Raw genomic sequence first — 17,769 nt, 5'->3', positions numbered from 1 at the left:
TTATCCAACTCTTTCCCTCCCGTATCATACGCGAGTTGTCTAGTCATACGGCGCGTGACGCTTACGCTGGCTGGGCCCCTCCCCCTTAGCGGTGTTTCACCAGCAAGAGGAGTGTTACCTGTGCCCATGCCGGACACAACACAAAAACACCCGGCAGCTTCACTCCCGCCGCCGGGTGTTTTTCCTTTTACCATATCTGCTTATACGTTAGTCTTCTCTGCTTCTTCCGCCTGCTGGAGCAGCCCGATCTGATGCAGATGATTCAACAGCTGCTGGTAATGGTCGGCCTTCTTCTGGACGGTAAGAACCAGCTTACGGAACTGGTCTGTGTCCTGGCCCGATTTCTCCAGAATACGCAGCAGGTCGCTATTGATCTGCTCCACATCCTCCATGCTGCTCTCCTGGGACTCCTGGATTGCCTCCAGATGCTCGAAGACCTGCTCCTCCGCGACTACGATTTCATTCATATATACGGTGGACTCACCGATCTTCGCCGTGGTCTCGTTCATCGCGAGCATTCCATCCCCGGACTTGCTGTGGATCTGCTCCATGACGCGGGTCATTCCTGAGAGTGAACCCATGATCTCCTTCACATGGCTGCGGGTGCTGTCAGCAAGCTTGCGGATCTCCGTGGAGACAACGGCGAAGCCGCGTCCATGCTCACCAGCCCGCGCCGCCTCAATCGCCGCATTCAGCGAGAGCAGATTCGTCTGCTCGGCAATATCCGTGATGATCTTGGCCAGCTGCTCAATGCTGTGGAAATGCTCCCGCAGATCCTCATTCAAAGCAACGAACTCAGTAAATACCTCCGAGGCCTTCTGCATTTCCGCAGAGATCTGGATATTGGCTTCCTTGGCAAATTCGATTTTGTTGGATGAGTAGGACAAGCTGCCATACATTTCATTAATCAGATCTTCAGTCTGTCCGTTGTTGGTCTTCAAATGTTCAAGGAGCTGCTGAGTCCCAGCGATTTGGCCGATCATCTCCCCGCCGCCTGCCCGCAAGGCCTCGAAGTCCTCCACCAGTTGGGCCTCTTCCTTCAGGATAGCTTCAGTCTCAAGGCGGATCTGCTCGGCTAGGGCATATGCATGTTCCCCATAAGACACCGTGCCTGAAGCGTGTGCAGACGGTTCTACGCTATCGTTACCGCCGTGAGGTACATGTGCGTTAGTGCCTGCTTCCACTGCGGCTTTTCCCTCTGCTATAACCGTTTCTGTTGATGCGACCGTATCCTTAGCTGCGATCACATGCTCTGCCATGGCTCTCTCCGCTAGCCCGCTTGTATTACTGTGACTTTGAACGCCTTCAGCAGAGGAGGTTCTCCCCCAAGCTGTGCGCAGTTTGCTTAACCACTCCATCCGATTTCAACTCTCCCTTATTCAACCAGCAGCAGAATCATAGTCTGATTGGCATGCTTAGTATAATATTGCTCTCCATAGCTGATGAAGCCTGTAGTGTTGCCGCAGAACCCAAGCATCTTCTCGTCAAAATCTCCCCAAAGACCGTCCCGTGTAAACAGCTGGTCCCGCAGCGTACAGTTAATATTGAGGACAAACGAAGGCTTGAACGGACTGCCGCCCAGCGTCTCCTCCAGCACTGCCAGCGGATCGGCTGAACTCAGCAGCTCCACATAAGTACTAGACATAATCTGACTGTAAAATGTGACAGAGCCATCCGGATGAACCGCCTTCGGGGAGGCTATGATCAGATCATCCTCGTATCTTTTACCCAGCGGGCTGCTCAGAAAATGCTCTGCCAGCTCCTTCTCCGGCACGCCCAGGACACGCGCATATTCCCCGGCTGCAGGCCGCCCGTTGAAGGAATAGACCCGTCTGCCGAACACATCGGCTTCTGTCACCAGCAGCGTCTTTCCGGACGGAATATAGATATTCTCTTTAATCAGGGCGATGCGGTCAGGCATATTGAAATAAATCCCCAGGTTCCGCACCCGGCGGGTTCCTATATAGAGGTAAGTCTCGCCGCGCTCATCGTCAGCTGCACTGCCGCCAATCACCTTGAATTGGGGGTCCATAAAATACAGCGAGGAGAGCAGCATCTCTTCCATCCCGCCTGTGCCGTCACAGAGCAGCATCAGAAAAGCATTCGGATTGCCCCGGACCTTGCGGTAAGCAATCTCCAGCGTACTTGCGCTAAGCACGGGAGGGTGCAGAATGCCCACAATATCTGCTATACCGGCTTCGTATTCAAAACCAGTAATTACGCCGCTGCGGTAGCCCTGCGGAGTATATTCCCCCTTGGTTGAGCACAATACTGCCCGCGAAGGCGCATGACGGGATAATTCCCGGACAGCCGCAGCCGCAGCGAACAGCACCAGCCCACGGTTCACATCCAGCTCCTCCAGATGGTGCCTGGCCTCGTCCAAGGTGTTAAAAGATACAGCAATCATTATGTATACCAAACCTTCCTTTGCGGAAATTTCTCCCGCATACTGTTACTGAAAAATTAAGTTATAATTTTCAATACTACTCATGGTAAAACCAGAACCGGGTTCATTGTCTGTGAACAATGTCGCAGCCTGTGCCGGGTTCCCATGTAACAAGGTTGAGCCGTTCCTGCAAACCCTGTATCATGAATATATCACAGATCACAGAAAAGAGGCCTCGGCATATGACCTATTCCCAACGCTCCACCCATCCTGCCGCCGCATCCGACTACACGTATCTGGAATATCAGATCAGCATAGCTGCCGATGAATTGGCAGTCGCGGTGAAAGCGCAGGACGAGCCCCGGGCAGAAGCTATCCGGCTTAAAATTACTGAACTCGAAGACAAGCTTGCGCTGCTTGAGGATTAAGTACAACTACTCTATCCCCACCACGGAAGGAAGGCTGATTCAATGGCGATACGCGGATATTACTTTGCAATGGAAGATGAACTGGTGCAGCAAATTGCCGCAGGCAGCACCCCGCTGGCGAGCTTGAACATAGACAAGTACCCGGGGCTGGATATCGACCGTACCTGGGAGGGGATTCACTACCTGCTCTGCGGTGATATATCGGATGGGCCAGCGCCGCTCGGATATGTGGTCCCGCTGCACTCCGACCAGGGCATCGAGTTCGGGGCATACGGGGCATTCTGCCTGCGTGCCGGACAAGTGGCCGAAGCGCTTGACGCTATTCTCCGGCTGGATGAAGCGCAGCTGCGCCTGCGTTATGATTTCCGGACCATGGCCGAGGAGGAGGTCTACCCGCTGGATCCTGATACAGTGTCTGACGATGATGCGGATGCTTTTTTTGCCTATCTGCTCCAGTTCTTCACCGAGATCCAGCGGTTCTACAGCCAGACTGTCGCTGCTGGTAAAGGCATTATTTTTTATTTGTTTTAAAGCCTGGCTCTCCCGTCAGATGGCGCGCTGGACTAGGTGGTTTATGGCGAGTGAGGTGCGTGCGCTGAATTCAGGGGCATTTGTGCCCCTGATTCCCGTGTCTAGCCCGCATTCGGCGAAATCAAGGGCACTTATGCTCCTCATTTGCTCGTTTCAGCCGTTTGTGCCGAATTCGGGTGCACTAATGCTCCTGATTTGCTCATTTCGGCCGCTTGCGCCAAATTCAGGTGCACTTGTGCACCTCATCGGCCTACCTCTTCCCACCCGGCAGCTATTAGAGGGATTTATACACTTGATTTCCTCATTTAGCCTACTTCCAGCAAGATTAGAGGGATTTATCCCTGTGATTTCACGACGCAGCCACGCTTCCGGCCTACGGTGATCAGGGGAGGAAGGCGGGAGACCGTCTCACCTTCCGCGACCACCAAAAAAGGCTATCCCTGTCACTGCTGACAGTGGGATAGCCCAATCACTCAGTTACTTCACACCATTCTCACTCTAGCTCAACCTAAGTCATCTATCTTACTTTAGCTCATCTAGCTCAACCTAACTCATCTATCTCACTCTACCTAATCTAGCCAAATCTAACTCTTCTGTCTCACTCTAGCTCATCTAGCCAAACCTCACTCATCTCTGTCTCACCCTAGCTAATCTACCTCACCCTAGCCACCATCAACCTCGTTCCAGTTCACCCTCAGCCTCGCTCCAGCCTAACACCGCTCCAGATCTGGCTCAACATCCGGCCCGCTCTACTCGCCTTCCGCAAACCCATCGCCCGGCAGCTTGCGCTTAGACCAGCTTCACCAGGCTGTAATTCTTCTTGCCCTTGCGGACGATGATGAACTTGCCGCCGATGGCATCTGCAGCTGTAATCTCCGTCTCCAGCTCATTCACACGCTCCCCGTTGATCGAGATTGCGCCTTTAGTAATATCCTCACGCGCCTGGCGTTTGGATGGCTCCACTCCCAGGTCCACCAGCCAGTCTACAATGTTCTTGGTCTCAGTGCCCGCTGTGAAGGTCGGCATTTCCTTGAAGCCTTCCTCGATTTCGTCCGCAGTCAGGGAGCGGATATCGCCGCTGAACAGTGCCGCGCTGATACGTTTGGCCTGCTCCAGCAGCTCCTCGCTGTGCACGAAGCGGGTCATTTCCTCGGCCAGCGCTTTTTGCGCTTCCCGTTTATGCGGCTCAGTGGCTACCTTCTCCTCAAGCGCCTCAATCTCTTCCTTGCTCAGGAAGGTGAAGTACTTCAGGTATTTAACCACATCACGGTCATCGGTGTTCGCCCAGAACTGGTAGAACTCGTAAGGGGTAGTCTGCTTCGGATCGAGCCAGATGGCGCCGCCGGCGGTTTTACCGAACTTCGTACCGTCAGCCTTCAGCATGAGCGGAATGGTCAGGCCGAAGGCTTTGGCTTCGTTGCCTTCTTTTTTACGGATCAGATCGAGGCCGCTCGTAATATTGCCCCATTGGTCCGAGCCGCCGACCTGAAGCTGCACATCCTCGTTCTGGAACAGGTGCAGGTAGTCAATGGACTGCAGAATCTGGTAAGCAAACTCCGTGAACGAGATGCCGCTGTCCAGACGGCTGGCGACTACATCCTTGGCGAGCATCGTGTTGATGCTGAAGTTTTTGCCGAAATCACGCAGGAAATCAATGACGTTCATATCCTTGGTCCAATCATAGTTGTTGACCAGCCGGACCTGGTTGTCGTTGTCAGTCAGGAACAACTTCTTCATCTGGGCCGTCAGCGCATCCACATTCTCCTGCACCTGCTCCAGCGTCTGCAAAGAGCGCTCACTCTGACGTCCGCTCGGATCGCCAATCGTTCCCGTAGCTCCCCCGATCAGAATCACCGGACGGTGACCGGCCAGCTGGAAGCGCCGCAGCACCATGAACGGAATCAGGTGGCCGATATGCATACTGTTGCCCGTCGGGTCCACGCCGCAATACAGTGACACCGCCTTACTCTCCGTCAATTCACGCAGTCCGTCCGCATCTGTCTGCTGGTTAATGGCATCGCGCCACAATAGCTCGTCGATAATGTTCAACATGTACAGCCCCTTTTGTGTAAGTGATTGTTCTATATCCCTTGGTATCCGTCAAAAAAACAGCAGCCCTACCGCAGCAGCCTCAGAAGCTTAAGCCCGCCACTCATCCAGCCCGCAAACCGCACAGACAACAAAAAATCGCCCCCTTGTCTATTCAGACACAGGGACGATTATCATTAACCGTGTTACCACCCAAATTGCACAGACCTAGTGCTGCACGCAGGTCCATACCACTCTCAGGCGAGTTATCGTTCGCTTAGCTCCGCTTGGCATTACCCAAGATACTCCCGAGACGTAATTCGCAGTCCGCTTGTGTGTACCGGGTTCCATCGACCCCCGGCTCTCTGGGAACAGGGACAAGGCTGCTACTGGCTCGTTCAACGTATATCAACTATAAGATTACAGAAAGTATAGCCGCTCCGCAAAAGGTTGTCAATGCAGAGCACCGCCGCAACTAAACCGCCTGCTCCGGCAGCGAGAAAAATGTTACATGCACCTGAATCCGTGATACATTAGGTAGAGGAAAAAACCGTTCTTCAAAGCACATTACAAATTATCTTAAGACAAAGGAGAGTCAGCAGCTTATGAAGAGTATCGCAGTGTTCTGCGGTTCCAGTGAAGGGGCTTCGCCCGTATACAAGGAATCCGCTATTCTACTCGGCAAGGAACTTGCAGCACGTAACATTACGCTGATCTATGGCGGAGCTACTGTAGGGTTGATGGGCGCTATTGCGGATAGCGTAATGCAGGCGGGAGGCCGTGTGATCGGGGTGCTGCCGCATTTTCTGAAGCAAAGAGAAATCGAGCACACCCGTCTGACAGAGCTGATTATGGTAGACTCTATGCACGAACGGAAGCTTAAGATGTCTGAGCTGGCGGACGGATTCATTGCTATGCCCGGCGGCCCGGGCACGATGGAGGAGTATTTCGAGATCTTCACCTGGGCGCAGCTCGGCCTGCATCAGAAGCCCTGCGGACTGCTTAATGTGAATCATTATTATGATCCGCTGATTGCCCTGTTCAGCAACATGGCCCGGGAACAATTCATGCAGGAGAAGCATCATTCCATCATGCTGAACGCTACCACGCCGGAGGGCATTCTGCAGCAGTTCGCAGAGTATACGCCGCCTCCAGTGAAGCAATATCTTACAGATGAGCGTACTTGAAAAGTCTCTGCCCTCCTTATAACGCAATACACTATGCGCGAGACTGCAGCTATAGCCTGACCACTATGTAGCCTGCCTGTTCCTGCCAGAAAGAGGTTATACCTATGTCGTTGTCTGCTTATTCCGGTTATGATGCGCTGGGGCTTGCCGCCCTAGTGAAGGCACGGGAGGTCTCTGCAAGTGAGCTTGTGGAAGCCGCCTATGCCCGGATGGATGAGGTGAATCCGCTGCTGAATGCGGTGGTGCGCACCCGCCGGGAGGCCGCGCTGAAGGAGGCTGCGGAGATGCCCCTTGATTCCGGGGATACCCCCCGTCCGTTCGCCGGCGTCCCCTTCCTGCTGAAGGATATCTCCCAGGCGATTGGCGGCGAACCGCTGACCTCGGGCGCTCTACTGATGAAGGACAATGTAGCGAAAAGGGACTCTAACTATGTGGCCCGTATCCGGCGTGGCGGCTTCATTCCGCTGGGCCATACGAATACGCCGGAATTCGGGCTGAAAAACATCACCGAGCCCCTCCTTCACGGCCCGGCCCGCAATCCCTGGAACCCCGCCTGTTCACCCGGCGGCTCCAGCGGCGGTGCGGCTGCGGCGGTTGCCGCAGGGATCGTCCCGGCCGCCGGAGCCAGTGACGGCGGCGGCTCGATCCGCATACCGGCCTCGTTCACCGGCCTGTTCGGGCTGAAGCCGACGCGCGGGCGCACGCCGGTCGGCCCGGGAATCGGCCGCCAGTGGCAGGGGGCGTCGATTGATTTTGCGCTGACGCGCTCGGTGCGGGACAGCGCCGCGATGCTGGATCTGCTGCAGGTGGTGCAGCCGGAAGCGGCTTTTCAGACGCCGCTGTATCCGGGCGTCTACCTGGACGATCTGTTGAAGCCTGCTCAGCGGAAGCTGCGGATCGCCTTCACCACCGCTTCGCCGGTGGGAACACCGGTATCCGCTGAGGCGGTAGAGGCCGTGCGGAAGACGGTCAAGTGGCTGGAGTCCGAGGGCTATGAGGTGGAAGAGAAGCTGAGCCCGGTCAACGGGGTGCGGCTGATGGACAACTACTATACGATGAACGCCGGAGAAGTATCCGCCATGTTCCTGTCGCTGGAGAGCGCCATGGGCCGTCCAATTAAGGCAGAGGAAGTGGATATTGTCACCTGGGTGCTGGCCGAAGCCGGGAAGCAGGTCTCGGCGGCAGAATTCGTACACAGTCTGCACGAATGGGATGTAGCCGCTGCGCAAATGGCCGCGCTGATGGACCGCTTCGATCTGTATATTACTCCGGCTAATGCAGACTCTGCCCCGAAGATCGGAGAGCTGACCCAGACCACGGCGGAGACAGAGAAGCTGATGCAGGTCAGCGGGCTGCCGAAGGACGCGCAGCGGCGGATGATCTACGAGATGTTCGAGCCGAGCCTGACGTACACGCCCTTCACCCAGCTCGCCAACCTGACCGGCCAGCCCGCCATGAGCGTGCCGGTGCATCTTACGGCCGAAGGAATGCCGATAGGCGTCCAGGTCATGGCCTCCAAAGGGCGCGAGGACCTGCTGCTCCAGCTCGCCGCTTGTCTGGAGCAATCCCCGCTGTGGGTGGGGATGAGCGGGAATGCAGGCTTTGCTTGAGATTTTCCTGAGTTTACCTGATGGCTATACGAACCCAGGGCGAGAATGAAGCAGGTGATTGTATTTTATACAGCAGAATCCGTGTAAAAGCCTCTAAAAACACATTCTGCTGTATTTACTGCAATAGAATTCTGTAAATCCGCCCGGTTCAGGCTGTATCGCAAAAATCTAATGTACGAAGTACAATCGATCGCTGAAATAGAGCCTTTTCGCTTCATCTGACTGCACAAAATACAATAGAATACTTCCGGGGCCGGGCACCTACCCGACTCTCCTTGGTCCGGTTCCTCTAGCCTATAGCACCCTTCAGCCCATAAGCGGTTTCTGTTACCTTCCGCGACCCATCAGCCCTCTCCCAGAAAAGTTGCATTGAACTTCCGCAGCAGCTCCCCGAACAGCTGTCCCTCCTCCTCCGACCAGCCCTTTAGCAGTTGTTCGATCATCTCCTGCCGGACCTGCCGGTTCTCCTCCAGACTCGCTTTGCCCGTCTCCGTAATCTGCAGCGAATAAGCCCGCCCGTCCACAGGGTCCGGTACCCGGGTGATGTACCCCTTACTCTCCAGTGAGGCAGCCTGCCGGCTGACCGTAGAAATATCCAACTGAAACTCATCGGAGATTGCCTTTATCCCGGCAGTTCCTTCACGAGAGGCAATGTGATGCAGCAGCAGGTAGGCCGCACGATCCAGATTGCCGATTTTTTTGAACGTGGTAATTGAAGTGAGACGGCGGAACAGAACCGCCATTTCCAGCTCTATTGTCTCAATTGAATGTTTGTCCATGCCGGTTGCCCCTCTTCTCTTTTATTCATTGACTTTACTCTTTCCACTTGTATAATACAAGTATATACTTTCATGATACAACTTATTTCTGCAAAAGCTAATTTTCAGGGGGAACCGGTATGAAAGCCCATGAATTCATGGTCCGTCAGGTGTACAAGGTTAAGCAGGAAGACACCGTACGGACTTTTATTGAGAAATGTATTGCCCACCGGATCAGCGGTATGCCTGTCGTGAATGACCGGAATGAGATTGTCGCCTACCTCAGCGACGGGGATATTATGCGCTATATCGGCAGGCATGAGGATCTGATTGTGGATTCTTTTTTCCAGATTAATGTGTTCGTCGGGGATAATGATCTGTTCGAGGAACGGGCGCAGAAGCTGCTGGGTCTGAACGTAATGGCTATCGCCAAGAAGAAGGTCATCACCGTGCATGCCGAAGAAGATATTGAAGCCATCGCCACCATCCTCGGCAAAAAGCAGATCAAAAAGGTTCCCGTCGAACGGAACCATGTGCTGGTCGGCATCATCAGCCGCGGCGATGTGATCCGCCATTCCTTCAAGGCGCTGCTCTAGGATGAACAATCCTCGCCACTAACGCCTGCTTATCCTCATATGCTGCCTGACCGTCCTGCGTCTCTCCCCGGCAGCGGCTACATATTCGAAATGGCGCTTACGCTTACGCTCTCCTTGTGATAGTTGCGGCACCCTGCTTTTTATGTCATTGTTGAAGCAGATGTAGTCCATTCGTCAGGTATAGTCTTTTCATAAGGAGAGAACCATCTGTGCTGCCTATTCATGAAGTCATCGCCAATCCCAAAGCCAGAGAGATCTATTTCACGGTCAGAAAACACGGTACCGTCTCCAAGCAGACCCTGCTGGACGAAAGCGGACTGACCATAAGCACGTTAACACGCATCCTGGATGAACTGTTGTCCCAGGAGCTTCTGGTTGAGGTCGGCTTCGGCGAATCCACCGGCGGACGCCGCCCTACCCTCTATGAGACGAATCCATCTTACGCTTATCTGCTGGGGCTGGAGATCTCCCGTACCCATGCCAAGCTTGTGCTGACAGACTTTCATCTGCGCTTGCTGGGCGAGCATACCTGGAGCATGGATGCAGGGCTTACCCCCGAGCTTCTAATGGAGTCGCTCCACAGACAAGGCTTACAGATGCTTGACGCAGCCTCTGTCCAGCTTAGCCGGGTCGCCGGTCTGGGCATCGGGGCGGTTGGTCCGCTGGACCGCACAGCCGGAGTTATCCTGAATCCGGCCCGTTTTCCTGCAGAGGGCTGGTCACAAGTACATATCAAGGAACAGCTGGAGCAGCGCCTGGGGGTGCCTGTCTATCTGGATAATGGAGCCAATACGGCACTGCTCGGCGAATACTGGGCCGGCAGCAACCGGATGCATCAGCACCTTCTCTATCTCCATGCCGGAATCGGCTTGCGCTCAGCGATCATGAATGACGGGCGGCTGCTCTACGGCATGACCGATACCGAAGGGGCCGTCGGGCAGATGATCATTGACCTCCCGGGAGTGCCGCCGCAGATTCCCGGCGGCAACGCCGGGGCCTGGGAGAGCTATGTGTCGGTCCGGACGCTGGAGGGGCAGGCCCGCGAGGCCTGGCGGCTGGACAGCAGCACAAGCCTCCGTGCTCTGGCAGAGCATGCGGAGGCTTTGGAATTCGTCCATCTGCTGGAAGCGCTCCGGGAGCGCGATCCTGTAATGGTCCGGTTATTCGATGAGATGGCGGTGGCCTGCGGCATCGGGCTGGCGAACCTGATTAACATCCTCCACCCGGAGGAGGTCATCCTGGGCGGCCCGCTGTTCCTCGCCGCAGATTTCTACGAGACCGCCACGCGGATCGCCCTGGAGCGGACCTACTACCGCGGACAGTACAATGTCCGCTTCACCCGGAGCAGCCTGGGCGAGCGTGCTGTCGCAACAGGCGCATGTGCTCTGGTGCTGCACCAGTTGACGAGCTGAGGGGGCGTACCGCATTCCCGCCCTGCGCCTGCTTTAGGCCGGGATAAGGTGCACTTCTGCACCTTACTCCTGCCCATCGCCAACTTTCAGCGAATTCAAGTGCACTTTTACACCTCATTCTCGCCCATCGCCAACTTTCGGCTAATTCTGGTGCAGTTTTACACCTCATTCTCGCCCCAACGCCAACTTTCAGCGATTTCAAGTGCACTTTTACACCTCATTCTCGCCCATCGCCCGCTTTCAGTTAGCGGGTTTGGCTAGGTTCCGGCAATGTTGCACCTTTTGCAGGATTTCTCTACATTGGTTACTGGCTGTGGAGCTATTGTTGCAGATTTTGCAGGAATTTCGGCGAACCGGTGCTAATTGGATCTGTGTTGTTGCAATTTGTGCAGGATTCCTGCGCTGGCTGCTCCTATGGGGCTGCATTGTTGCACTTTATGCACAATCTGCCTACGGTCGCTGCAATTGAGCTAGAAATGTTGCATTTTAAGCACACTCCCCGCTCAAGTCGCTCCCATTGAGCTGCAATGTTGCACTTTTTGCACATTCTGCCCACGGTTGCTGCTATCGTGCTAGAATTGTTGCACTTTATGCACACTCTCCGCTCAAGTCGCTCCTATTAAGCTACCATTGTTGCACTTAATGCACCATCCCACCACTACCGCTCCTCATTCCCGCTTTCAGCCAGCTTGCAACTTTACTTATTCCCCCGGCTCCAGACAGAGCCGGAGCAGATCGTCCACATGGGCAGTCGCCAGGCATTCAACCGTATCCGCAGAGCCGTAATAGATCTTGACCTCGCCGTCATCCTCCAGAATCATCCCGCCGGGGAAAATCACATGATTACGGAAGCCCCCGCCAATCTCATAATCCGTCTCCGGCGCCAGTAGCGGCTGCTTACTCATGCCGAGCACCTTGCGGGGGTCCTCCAGATCCAGCAGCATAATTCCGGCAGTATAGCGCTTTTTCCAGGTGTCCTCCCAGCCGTGCTTGCCTCTGGCCGGGTCTACATCCACCGCATGGAAGGTGGTCAGCCAGCCCTTGTCCGTCCGGACGGGAGGCGCAGCTGGTCCGACCTTGTCATTGGCAAACGGCACCTGCTCGACGGCGAGCAGCAGGCTGGAGTTGCCCCAATGCACGAGGTCCGGCGACTCGGAGATCCAGGCGTCGAAGCGGTCCCGGCCGCCGCGGCTGTACACCGTGAAGGGACGCTCCAGCCGGACATACTTGCCGCCGATCAGCTCTGGAAACAGCACCATATTGCGCAGGTCCGGTGTAGACAGGCTGAGCACCTCGAAGTGCTCCAGATCATCGGTGACGGCAATTCCGCCGCGGATGCCATGGCGCGTATCCACGGCAAAACACATATAACAGCGGCCGCCGAGCACGGTCAGGCGCGGGTCGTAGGCGCGGATAATTTCCTCATCGTGCATTTTGAACACCGGCTTCGGGCCGGCGGTCCAGCTCAGCCCGTCGTCGCTGTAGGCAATGCCGAGATCCGTGGTGTGGTGCGGCTCAAGCGTCTGATCGGCCAGTGAGCCGTAATCATTGCGGAAGATCATCACATATTTGCCGTTGAATTTCGTTACACCGGCATTGAATACCAGTGCGGTGGGGTAAGGAACCTTCGCTGCATCCAGCACCGGATTCCCCGGATACCGCCGGATGAACGGGGCGGATTGCAGAATCGCCGGAATGTGTAGTGTCATGGGGTGTACCTCCTTAAATATTGAATGTTGATTGTTTCATGTTGTCTATAGTCTGTGCAGTGCAGGACAGCTACCCCTTCAGGGAACCGGCTGTCATCTGCATGAAGGATTTGTTGGCAAACAGGTAGGCGACGAGAATCGGCAGAATGGACAAGCAGGCACCTGCCATCATGTAGTGGGTCTGGGAAGCGGCCGAAATCCCATATTTCAGGTTCGCCAGGCCGACAGTCAGCGTCTGTAGCTCCGGCTTCGTCATCGTGAACACGAGCGGCAGCAGATATTCATTCCACGCGCCGCGGAAGGTGAACAGGGCACCAACGCCAAGTCCGGGTCCGAGCAGCGGCAGAATGATCCGCCAGAAGGTCCGGCCCGGAGAGCAGCCGTCGATCAGCGCCGCCTCGTCCAGCTCGCGGGGAATCCCCTTCATGAAGCTGAACAGAATGAAGAAGATCGAAGCATGGGCGGAGATCAGAATCAATATCACGCCCCACAGGCTGTTGTGCAGATGAAGCTTAACCATCAGATCGAACTGAGGACGCAGCACAACCGCCCCTACAGCCACGAACATGGTGAACGATTGCAGTCCGATATACAATTTTTTGCCGGCAAAATCCATCCGGTCCACTACATAAGCCGCCATGGATGATACCAGAAGCGTGCCGACCACTGCCGCCAGAGAAACCATCAGGCTGTTCAGCGTATATCTGGAGAAATTCGCCTGCGACCAGGCTTCGGCATAGTTCGAGAAGTGCCAGCTCTCCGGCAGGAAGGTGGCTCCCGCAGTCAGCTCGGCATTCGTCTTGAAGGAGCCCAGGATCGTGATTACGACCGGAATCAGGGTGATAAAAGCAACAGTCAGCAAAAAAATCCACAGGATGATTTTACCCAGTATGGTTCTTAGTCTCATAATAGCCTCTCTCCTCAATCGGTCTGATTCATACGTCTGGATGCGTAGAAATAAATGAGTGATATCATCCCTACAATGACCGCAGACACAAAGGCGACCGCACTGCCGTATCCGAACTCCTGGACCTGAACCGCCGCGCTGCCCCCGCCGACAGGGAAAAATAATTTGTACAAATACAGGAACATGACCTCCGTCTTGCCTACAGGACCGCCTTCAGTCAGTACCATGATGCTCTCGTAGCCCTTCAGGGCTGTGATGATCGCCAGCATAATAACCATCTGCATGACAGGTCCGAGCATCGGCAGGGTGACATAGCGGAACTGCTGGATTTTGCCTGCCCCGTCCAGAGAAGAAGCCTCGTACACATCCTCGGGAATATTCTGCAGACCGGCGAGGAAGAGCAGCATGTAATTGCCGACCGCCCCCCAGGCCGCAACCAGGATGACAGTGAGCATGGCATATTTCGGCCCCAGCCAGTCCACACCCGAATCGGAGAGGCCCGAGCGGATCAGGAACTGGTTGAGAATTCCGTTATATGAGTTGAAAATCGTGAAGAAGACTACGGCCATTACCGCGGTACTGATGACGGTAGGCATGAAGAAAATCCCCCGCAGCAGCTGTCTGCCCCGCAGCCCCCGGTTCAATATGGCGGCCAGCAGCAGGGCCAGCGGAATGGTGATCAGCAGCTTGCCGCCTGCATAAACAAATGTATTCACCACCGAATCCCAGAACTGGGTATCCTTCAGAATGCGGCTGAAATTGGCCAGACCGGTAAACCGGGCCGTTCCGAACCCTTTATAATCATAGAACATATAGCGGAACGCCCAGGCAATCGGGTAAATCCCAAGGACCAACGTAAGCAAGGCACTTGGAAAGATAAAGCTGTATGAAAATAAGGCATGTTTCGTTTTGTTCATCTGGTTTCTTCCGGCTCCTTTCCTTTACGGCCAGAGCAGAGGGATGAGGAAGCTGCTCCCTCATCCCCCGCTATCCCGGCCTATATATCTCTATCCCTAACCTTTTGTCTATTTGGCGAACTTGCCGCCCAGAGCGGCGGGATCAAAGCCGGCATCCGGCTCGGCCTTCACGCCGTCATTCGCAATCACACTGTCCAGTGCAGCATTATAGCGTTTGTTCAGATCAGCGATAATCGCCTTCAGGTCGCCGCCGTTTAGCATATATTTGAAGAAGGCGTCATCCGATTTCATGCCTTCCGGTGCTACAGACGGATAGACCGGCCACACTCCATCGTACTTGTTCGGCAGGAAGCCTTCGATGCCGTTCACATCCGGTGTCTTGGCTGCTGCGCTGATGGACGGAACCATGGAGATGCCGAAGCCTTTTTCCTGATAATCCGTCAGCACCTGATCGCCGTACATGAACTCCATGAACTTCCAGGCTGCTTCTTTATGCTCTGATTTCGAGCTGAGCGCCAGCCATTGGCCCCCGAGGAAGCCGGAAGCCCCCTTCACATTGCCGTCGATGGTCGGAACTGGAGCAGCCGCCCAGTCAATCTTGGCCGGGAACTGATTCTTGTAGACGCCCGGCTCCGAGGAGTAGGACATGTACATTCCGATCTTGCCTTCCGCAAACTGCGCCCGCAGCGGATCAATATCCAGCGATTCTACACCCGGCAGCATACTGCCATCGTCCTTGATCTGCTTAAAAGCATTGATGATCGGCTCGAAGCCGCTGAAGTCATAGCGGGCCGTCTTGAAATCATACCCGAAGCCGCCATAGCCGCTCATCTCCGCAACCACCCGCGCCGAACGTGCGAACGCACTGCCGGGGTTCTTGAAGTTAAGGGCGAAGCCGTAAGCGCCGTCCGCTTTGCCGGCTTCGGTCAGTTTCTTGGCTGTATCCACCAGCTCCTGTAAGGTAGTCGGCGGATGCTCAATGCCCGCTTTGGCGAACAGATCCTTGTTGTACACCAGACGCATGGTCGTTCCGTAGTTTGGCAGACTGTAACGCTTGCCGTCAAATTCATTCAGATCCGGCATGGCCGGGAATTTCGTCTTCATCTCATCGCTCAGGAACTCGTCAATCGGAGCGAGAAAGCCTTTTTTGTAGAAGGTCTGGATGGTATTCTCCTTCGCCCGGATCACATCCGGCGCATCCGAGGTCTGGAAGGACAGATCGAGTGCGGTATCAAAGTCATCGCCCTTGACGACCAGCTCCACTTCAATCCCGTCAGGATTGGATGCGTTGAACTCGGCTACCTTCTCCTTTATAAAATCCGCATCGTGGCGGTCGCCTGTCCAATAGCTGATTTTAGTTTTTTCCCCCGAACCGGCCTTCGCCCCTTCTCCCTTGCCTTCAGCTGCATTGCCGCCGCTGTTACCATTGCCGCAGGCTGCCAAGCCGAGTGCCAGGACCAGGCTCAGAGATGTCATTAGCGTACGCTTCATCATTGGTAGTGCCCCCTTATATACCCTGCTGTATTCGCTTACAACTTGATTATAGTTCTATAGGCGGATTCAGATAAGGCGGGTAAGCCCACATTAAGGGCAGATTTCTGTAGGAGTTGTATACAAACAGGGGAGGCAATCTCCGCCCTGCGGAAATTCCTCCCCTGCTGATTGCTATTCTTTTCCAAGATAATGCAATTTGAAATCCGACGGAGTCATGCTCGTATATTTCTTGAATACCTCGCTGAAATAGCGCCTGTGCTCATACCCGAGATCCTGGGCGATCTCCTGAACCTGCCGGCCGCTGATCAGCATCGCCTTCGCCTTCTCCATCTTCTCATGCATCACATACTGCTGGAACGAAATTCCCTGCACCTTCTTGAACAGATTGGAGAAATACCCCTGGCTAAGGTTAATCTGCTTCGCCATCTGCTCCAGTGACAGCCCCGTGTCCAGATGACCATGGATGTATTCGACGGCTTGGCGGATAATCCGTGTGGACTCCAGAGAACGGGCCTCCGTAACCAGCGCACAGGCCTCCCGGCACAGCCAGGACAGCAGGTCCCGGATATCTTGAAGGGAAGGATGCATCAGGTTCTTCAGGGCGGAAATTCGGAGCTCCAGCGGCTCCACCTGCCCGTAAGGGAACTGCTCCAGCAGGACCCGGCAGATCCTGGAGCTCAGCTCATAGCCGACACTTTCCACATAACGCGGCTCAGGCAAAAGTCCGCTGTCCAGCAGCTCCGCGAACAACTGGTCCAGCACCTGCAGGCTTTTGGCGGAATTGCCGGAACGCAGGGCGAACAGCAGCTCCTGCTCGGCGGCGGCGGAATAGCTGTGAAGCGAGAGTGGTTTATTCTCGATATTGCTGTAATGATATACCCCGTTGCCCCCGGTATAGAAATGATACCCCAGGGCGCTCAGCGCCTGCCTGTACGCCGTACCCAGCCCCTGAATCGCCGCCGTGCCCAGCCCCACGCCAATAGAAATGGTATGACGCGAGAAGCGGCTTACATTCGTGCAGCAGGCCTCCGTAATCAACGCGGCGGTCTCCGGGTCCGAGCCGTTCATGATGCAGACGTACCGGTCTGTCGCCTCCCGGATAATAATGCCGCGGGTCCAGGCGGAAATCGTCTCTTCGAGAATATTGTGCAGGCTGAACCTCAGCAGCTCGACCTCCTGCACAGGCTGGCCGCCCAGCTTCTCTGCGAAATGATCGATCTCGGCGACAAACACGAAGAAATCATGCTGGTCCAGCGGGATATCAAGATAGGCCCAGCGGGAACGGGCATCTGTCTCTGTCGTCTGGTGGTGCAGCAGGAAGGTGAGATATTCCTGGCGGAGAATAGGCAGACTTTCCCTGATTCTCGCCTCCATCACAGCAAGTCTGGCCGTCTCCTGACGCTCCTCCCGGCACAGCTCCTTGGCCTTCAGCACTGCATTCACAATCTCCTCCAGGGAAAAGGGCTTCTTCACGAAATCAAGTGCCCCCAGCCGGATCGCTTCCTGGGCATAAGAGAACTCCGAGTAGGCGCTGAGAATAATAATCTTGCAGTCCGGCAGCACCTCCAGAATCGCCCGGGTCATCTGCAGGCCGTCCATTCTTGGCATGCGGATATCCGTCAGCACAATGTCCGGACGGGTCTCGCGGATGATCTGCAGCCCCGCTTCGCCGTCAAGCGCCGTACCGGCGACCTCAATACCGTACTCCTGCCACGGCGGCTTGCGCGAGACCATCTCCACCACACTTTTGATATCGTCGATTACACATAATTTGAACCTTTCCGGCTCCAGCTTCCGTTCCATCCT

15 protein-coding genes are annotated in these 17,769 nt (G+C 55.2%); 6 read left to right on the top strand and 9 right to left on the bottom strand.

Annotation, left to right across the window (positions count from 1 at the left end):
• Positions 1–200: 200 nt before the first annotated feature.
• Complete coding sequence (locus tag J2Z70_RS33770) at positions 201–1,358, bottom strand: methyl-accepting chemotaxis protein (protein ID WP_281068272.1); 1,158 nt, start codon at positions 1,356–1,358, stop codon at positions 201–203.
• Positions 1,359–1,375: 17 nt separating this feature from the next.
• Positions 1,376–2,407 (bottom strand): FIST signal transduction protein, encoded by a 1,032-nt coding sequence (locus tag J2Z70_RS26640; protein WP_209878181.1) that lies wholly within the window; start codon positions 2,405–2,407, stop codon positions 1,376–1,378.
• 221 nt (positions 2,408–2,628) lie between these two features.
• On the opposite strand from J2Z70_RS26640, the gene J2Z70_RS26635 reads away from it, so the two are divergent.
• Complete coding sequence (locus J2Z70_RS26635) at positions 2,629–2,814, top strand: hypothetical protein (protein ID WP_209878179.1); 186 nt, start codon at positions 2,629–2,631, stop codon at positions 2,812–2,814.
• A 42-nt stretch (positions 2,815–2,856) separates the two neighbouring features.
• Positions 2,857–3,345, top strand: a complete 489-nt coding sequence (locus J2Z70_RS26630) for a YfbM family protein (protein WP_209878177.1) — start codon at positions 2,857–2,859, stop codon at positions 3,343–3,345.
• Positions 3,346–4,134: 789 nt separating this feature from the next.
• Here the strand turns inward: J2Z70_RS26630 and tyrS are convergent.
• Positions 4,135–5,394 carry a tyrosine--tRNA ligase gene (gene tyrS / locus J2Z70_RS26625; RefSeq protein ID WP_209878223.1) on the bottom strand — a complete coding sequence of 420 codons (1,260 nt, stop codon included), beginning with the start codon at positions 5,392–5,394 and terminating at the stop codon, positions 4,135–4,137.
• A 584-nt stretch (positions 5,395–5,978) separates the two neighbouring features.
• On the opposite strand from tyrS, the gene J2Z70_RS26620 reads away from it, so the two are divergent.
• Complete coding sequence (locus tag J2Z70_RS26620) at positions 5,979–6,560, top strand: LOG family protein (RefSeq protein WP_036696546.1); 582 nt, start codon at positions 5,979–5,981, stop codon at positions 6,558–6,560.
• Between the two features lie 104 nt (positions 6,561–6,664).
• Positions 6,665–8,170: an amidase gene (locus J2Z70_RS26615; protein WP_209878175.1), complete on the top strand. Its 1,506-nt coding sequence runs from the start codon at positions 6,665–6,667 to the stop codon at positions 8,168–8,170.
• A gap of 344 nt (positions 8,171–8,514) precedes the next feature.
• Here J2Z70_RS26615 and J2Z70_RS26610 read toward each other — a convergent pair whose 3' ends face one another.
• On the bottom strand, positions 8,515–8,949 hold the full coding sequence (locus tag J2Z70_RS26610) for a MarR family winged helix-turn-helix transcriptional regulator (protein WP_209878173.1): 435 nt from the start codon (positions 8,947–8,949) through the stop codon (positions 8,515–8,517).
• Positions 8,950–9,068: 119 nt separating this feature from the next.
• Here J2Z70_RS26610 and J2Z70_RS26605 point away from each other — a divergent pair, with 119 nt between their 5' ends.
• Both J2Z70_RS26605 and J2Z70_RS26600 read left to right on the top strand, forming a co-directional pair.
• Positions 9,069–9,524, top strand: coding sequence for a CBS domain-containing protein (locus tag J2Z70_RS26605; protein WP_036696539.1), 456 nt, complete (start codon positions 9,069–9,071; stop codon positions 9,522–9,524).
• Positions 9,525–9,733: 209 nt separating this feature from the next.
• A complete protein-coding gene (locus tag J2Z70_RS26600; RefSeq protein WP_209878171.1) occupies positions 9,734–10,936 on the top strand; it encodes an ROK family protein in 1,203 nt (400 codons plus the stop codon).
• 701 nt (positions 10,937–11,637) lie between these two features.
• Here J2Z70_RS26600 and J2Z70_RS26595 read toward each other — a convergent pair.
• The 5 genes from J2Z70_RS26595 to J2Z70_RS26575 form a co-directional block, all read right to left on the bottom strand.
• Complete coding sequence (locus J2Z70_RS26595; protein WP_209878169.1) at positions 11,638–12,645, bottom strand: glycoside hydrolase family 130 protein; 1,008 nt, start codon at positions 12,643–12,645, stop codon at positions 11,638–11,640.
• A gap of 70 nt (positions 12,646–12,715) precedes the next feature.
• A complete protein-coding gene (locus J2Z70_RS26590) occupies positions 12,716–13,552 on the bottom strand; it encodes a carbohydrate ABC transporter permease (RefSeq protein ID WP_076079688.1) in 837 nt (278 codons plus the stop codon).
• 14 nt (positions 13,553–13,566) lie between these two features.
• Positions 13,567–14,469, bottom strand: coding sequence for a carbohydrate ABC transporter permease (locus J2Z70_RS26585; RefSeq protein WP_036725649.1), 903 nt, complete (start codon positions 14,467–14,469; stop codon positions 13,567–13,569).
• A gap of 108 nt (positions 14,470–14,577) precedes the next feature.
• Positions 14,578–15,963 carry an ABC transporter substrate-binding protein gene (locus tag J2Z70_RS26580; protein ID WP_036725651.1) on the bottom strand — a complete coding sequence of 462 codons (1,386 nt, stop codon included), beginning with the start codon at positions 15,961–15,963 and terminating at the stop codon, positions 14,578–14,580.
• A 171-nt stretch (positions 15,964–16,134) separates the two neighbouring features.
• Positions 16,135–17,766, bottom strand: coding sequence for a response regulator (locus tag J2Z70_RS26575; RefSeq protein WP_209878167.1), 1,632 nt, complete (start codon positions 17,764–17,766; stop codon positions 16,135–16,137).
• Between the last annotated feature and the right edge of the window lie 3 nt (positions 17,767–17,769).

This window comes from Paenibacillus silagei (genome assembly GCF_017874735.1).
Classification (GTDB): domain Bacteria; phylum Bacillota; class Bacilli; order Paenibacillales; family Paenibacillaceae; genus Paenibacillus_AQ; species Paenibacillus_AQ silagei.
The sequence above is the reverse complement of the archived record's forward strand: the minus strand, read 5'-3'. Positions and strand labels throughout refer to the sequence as shown.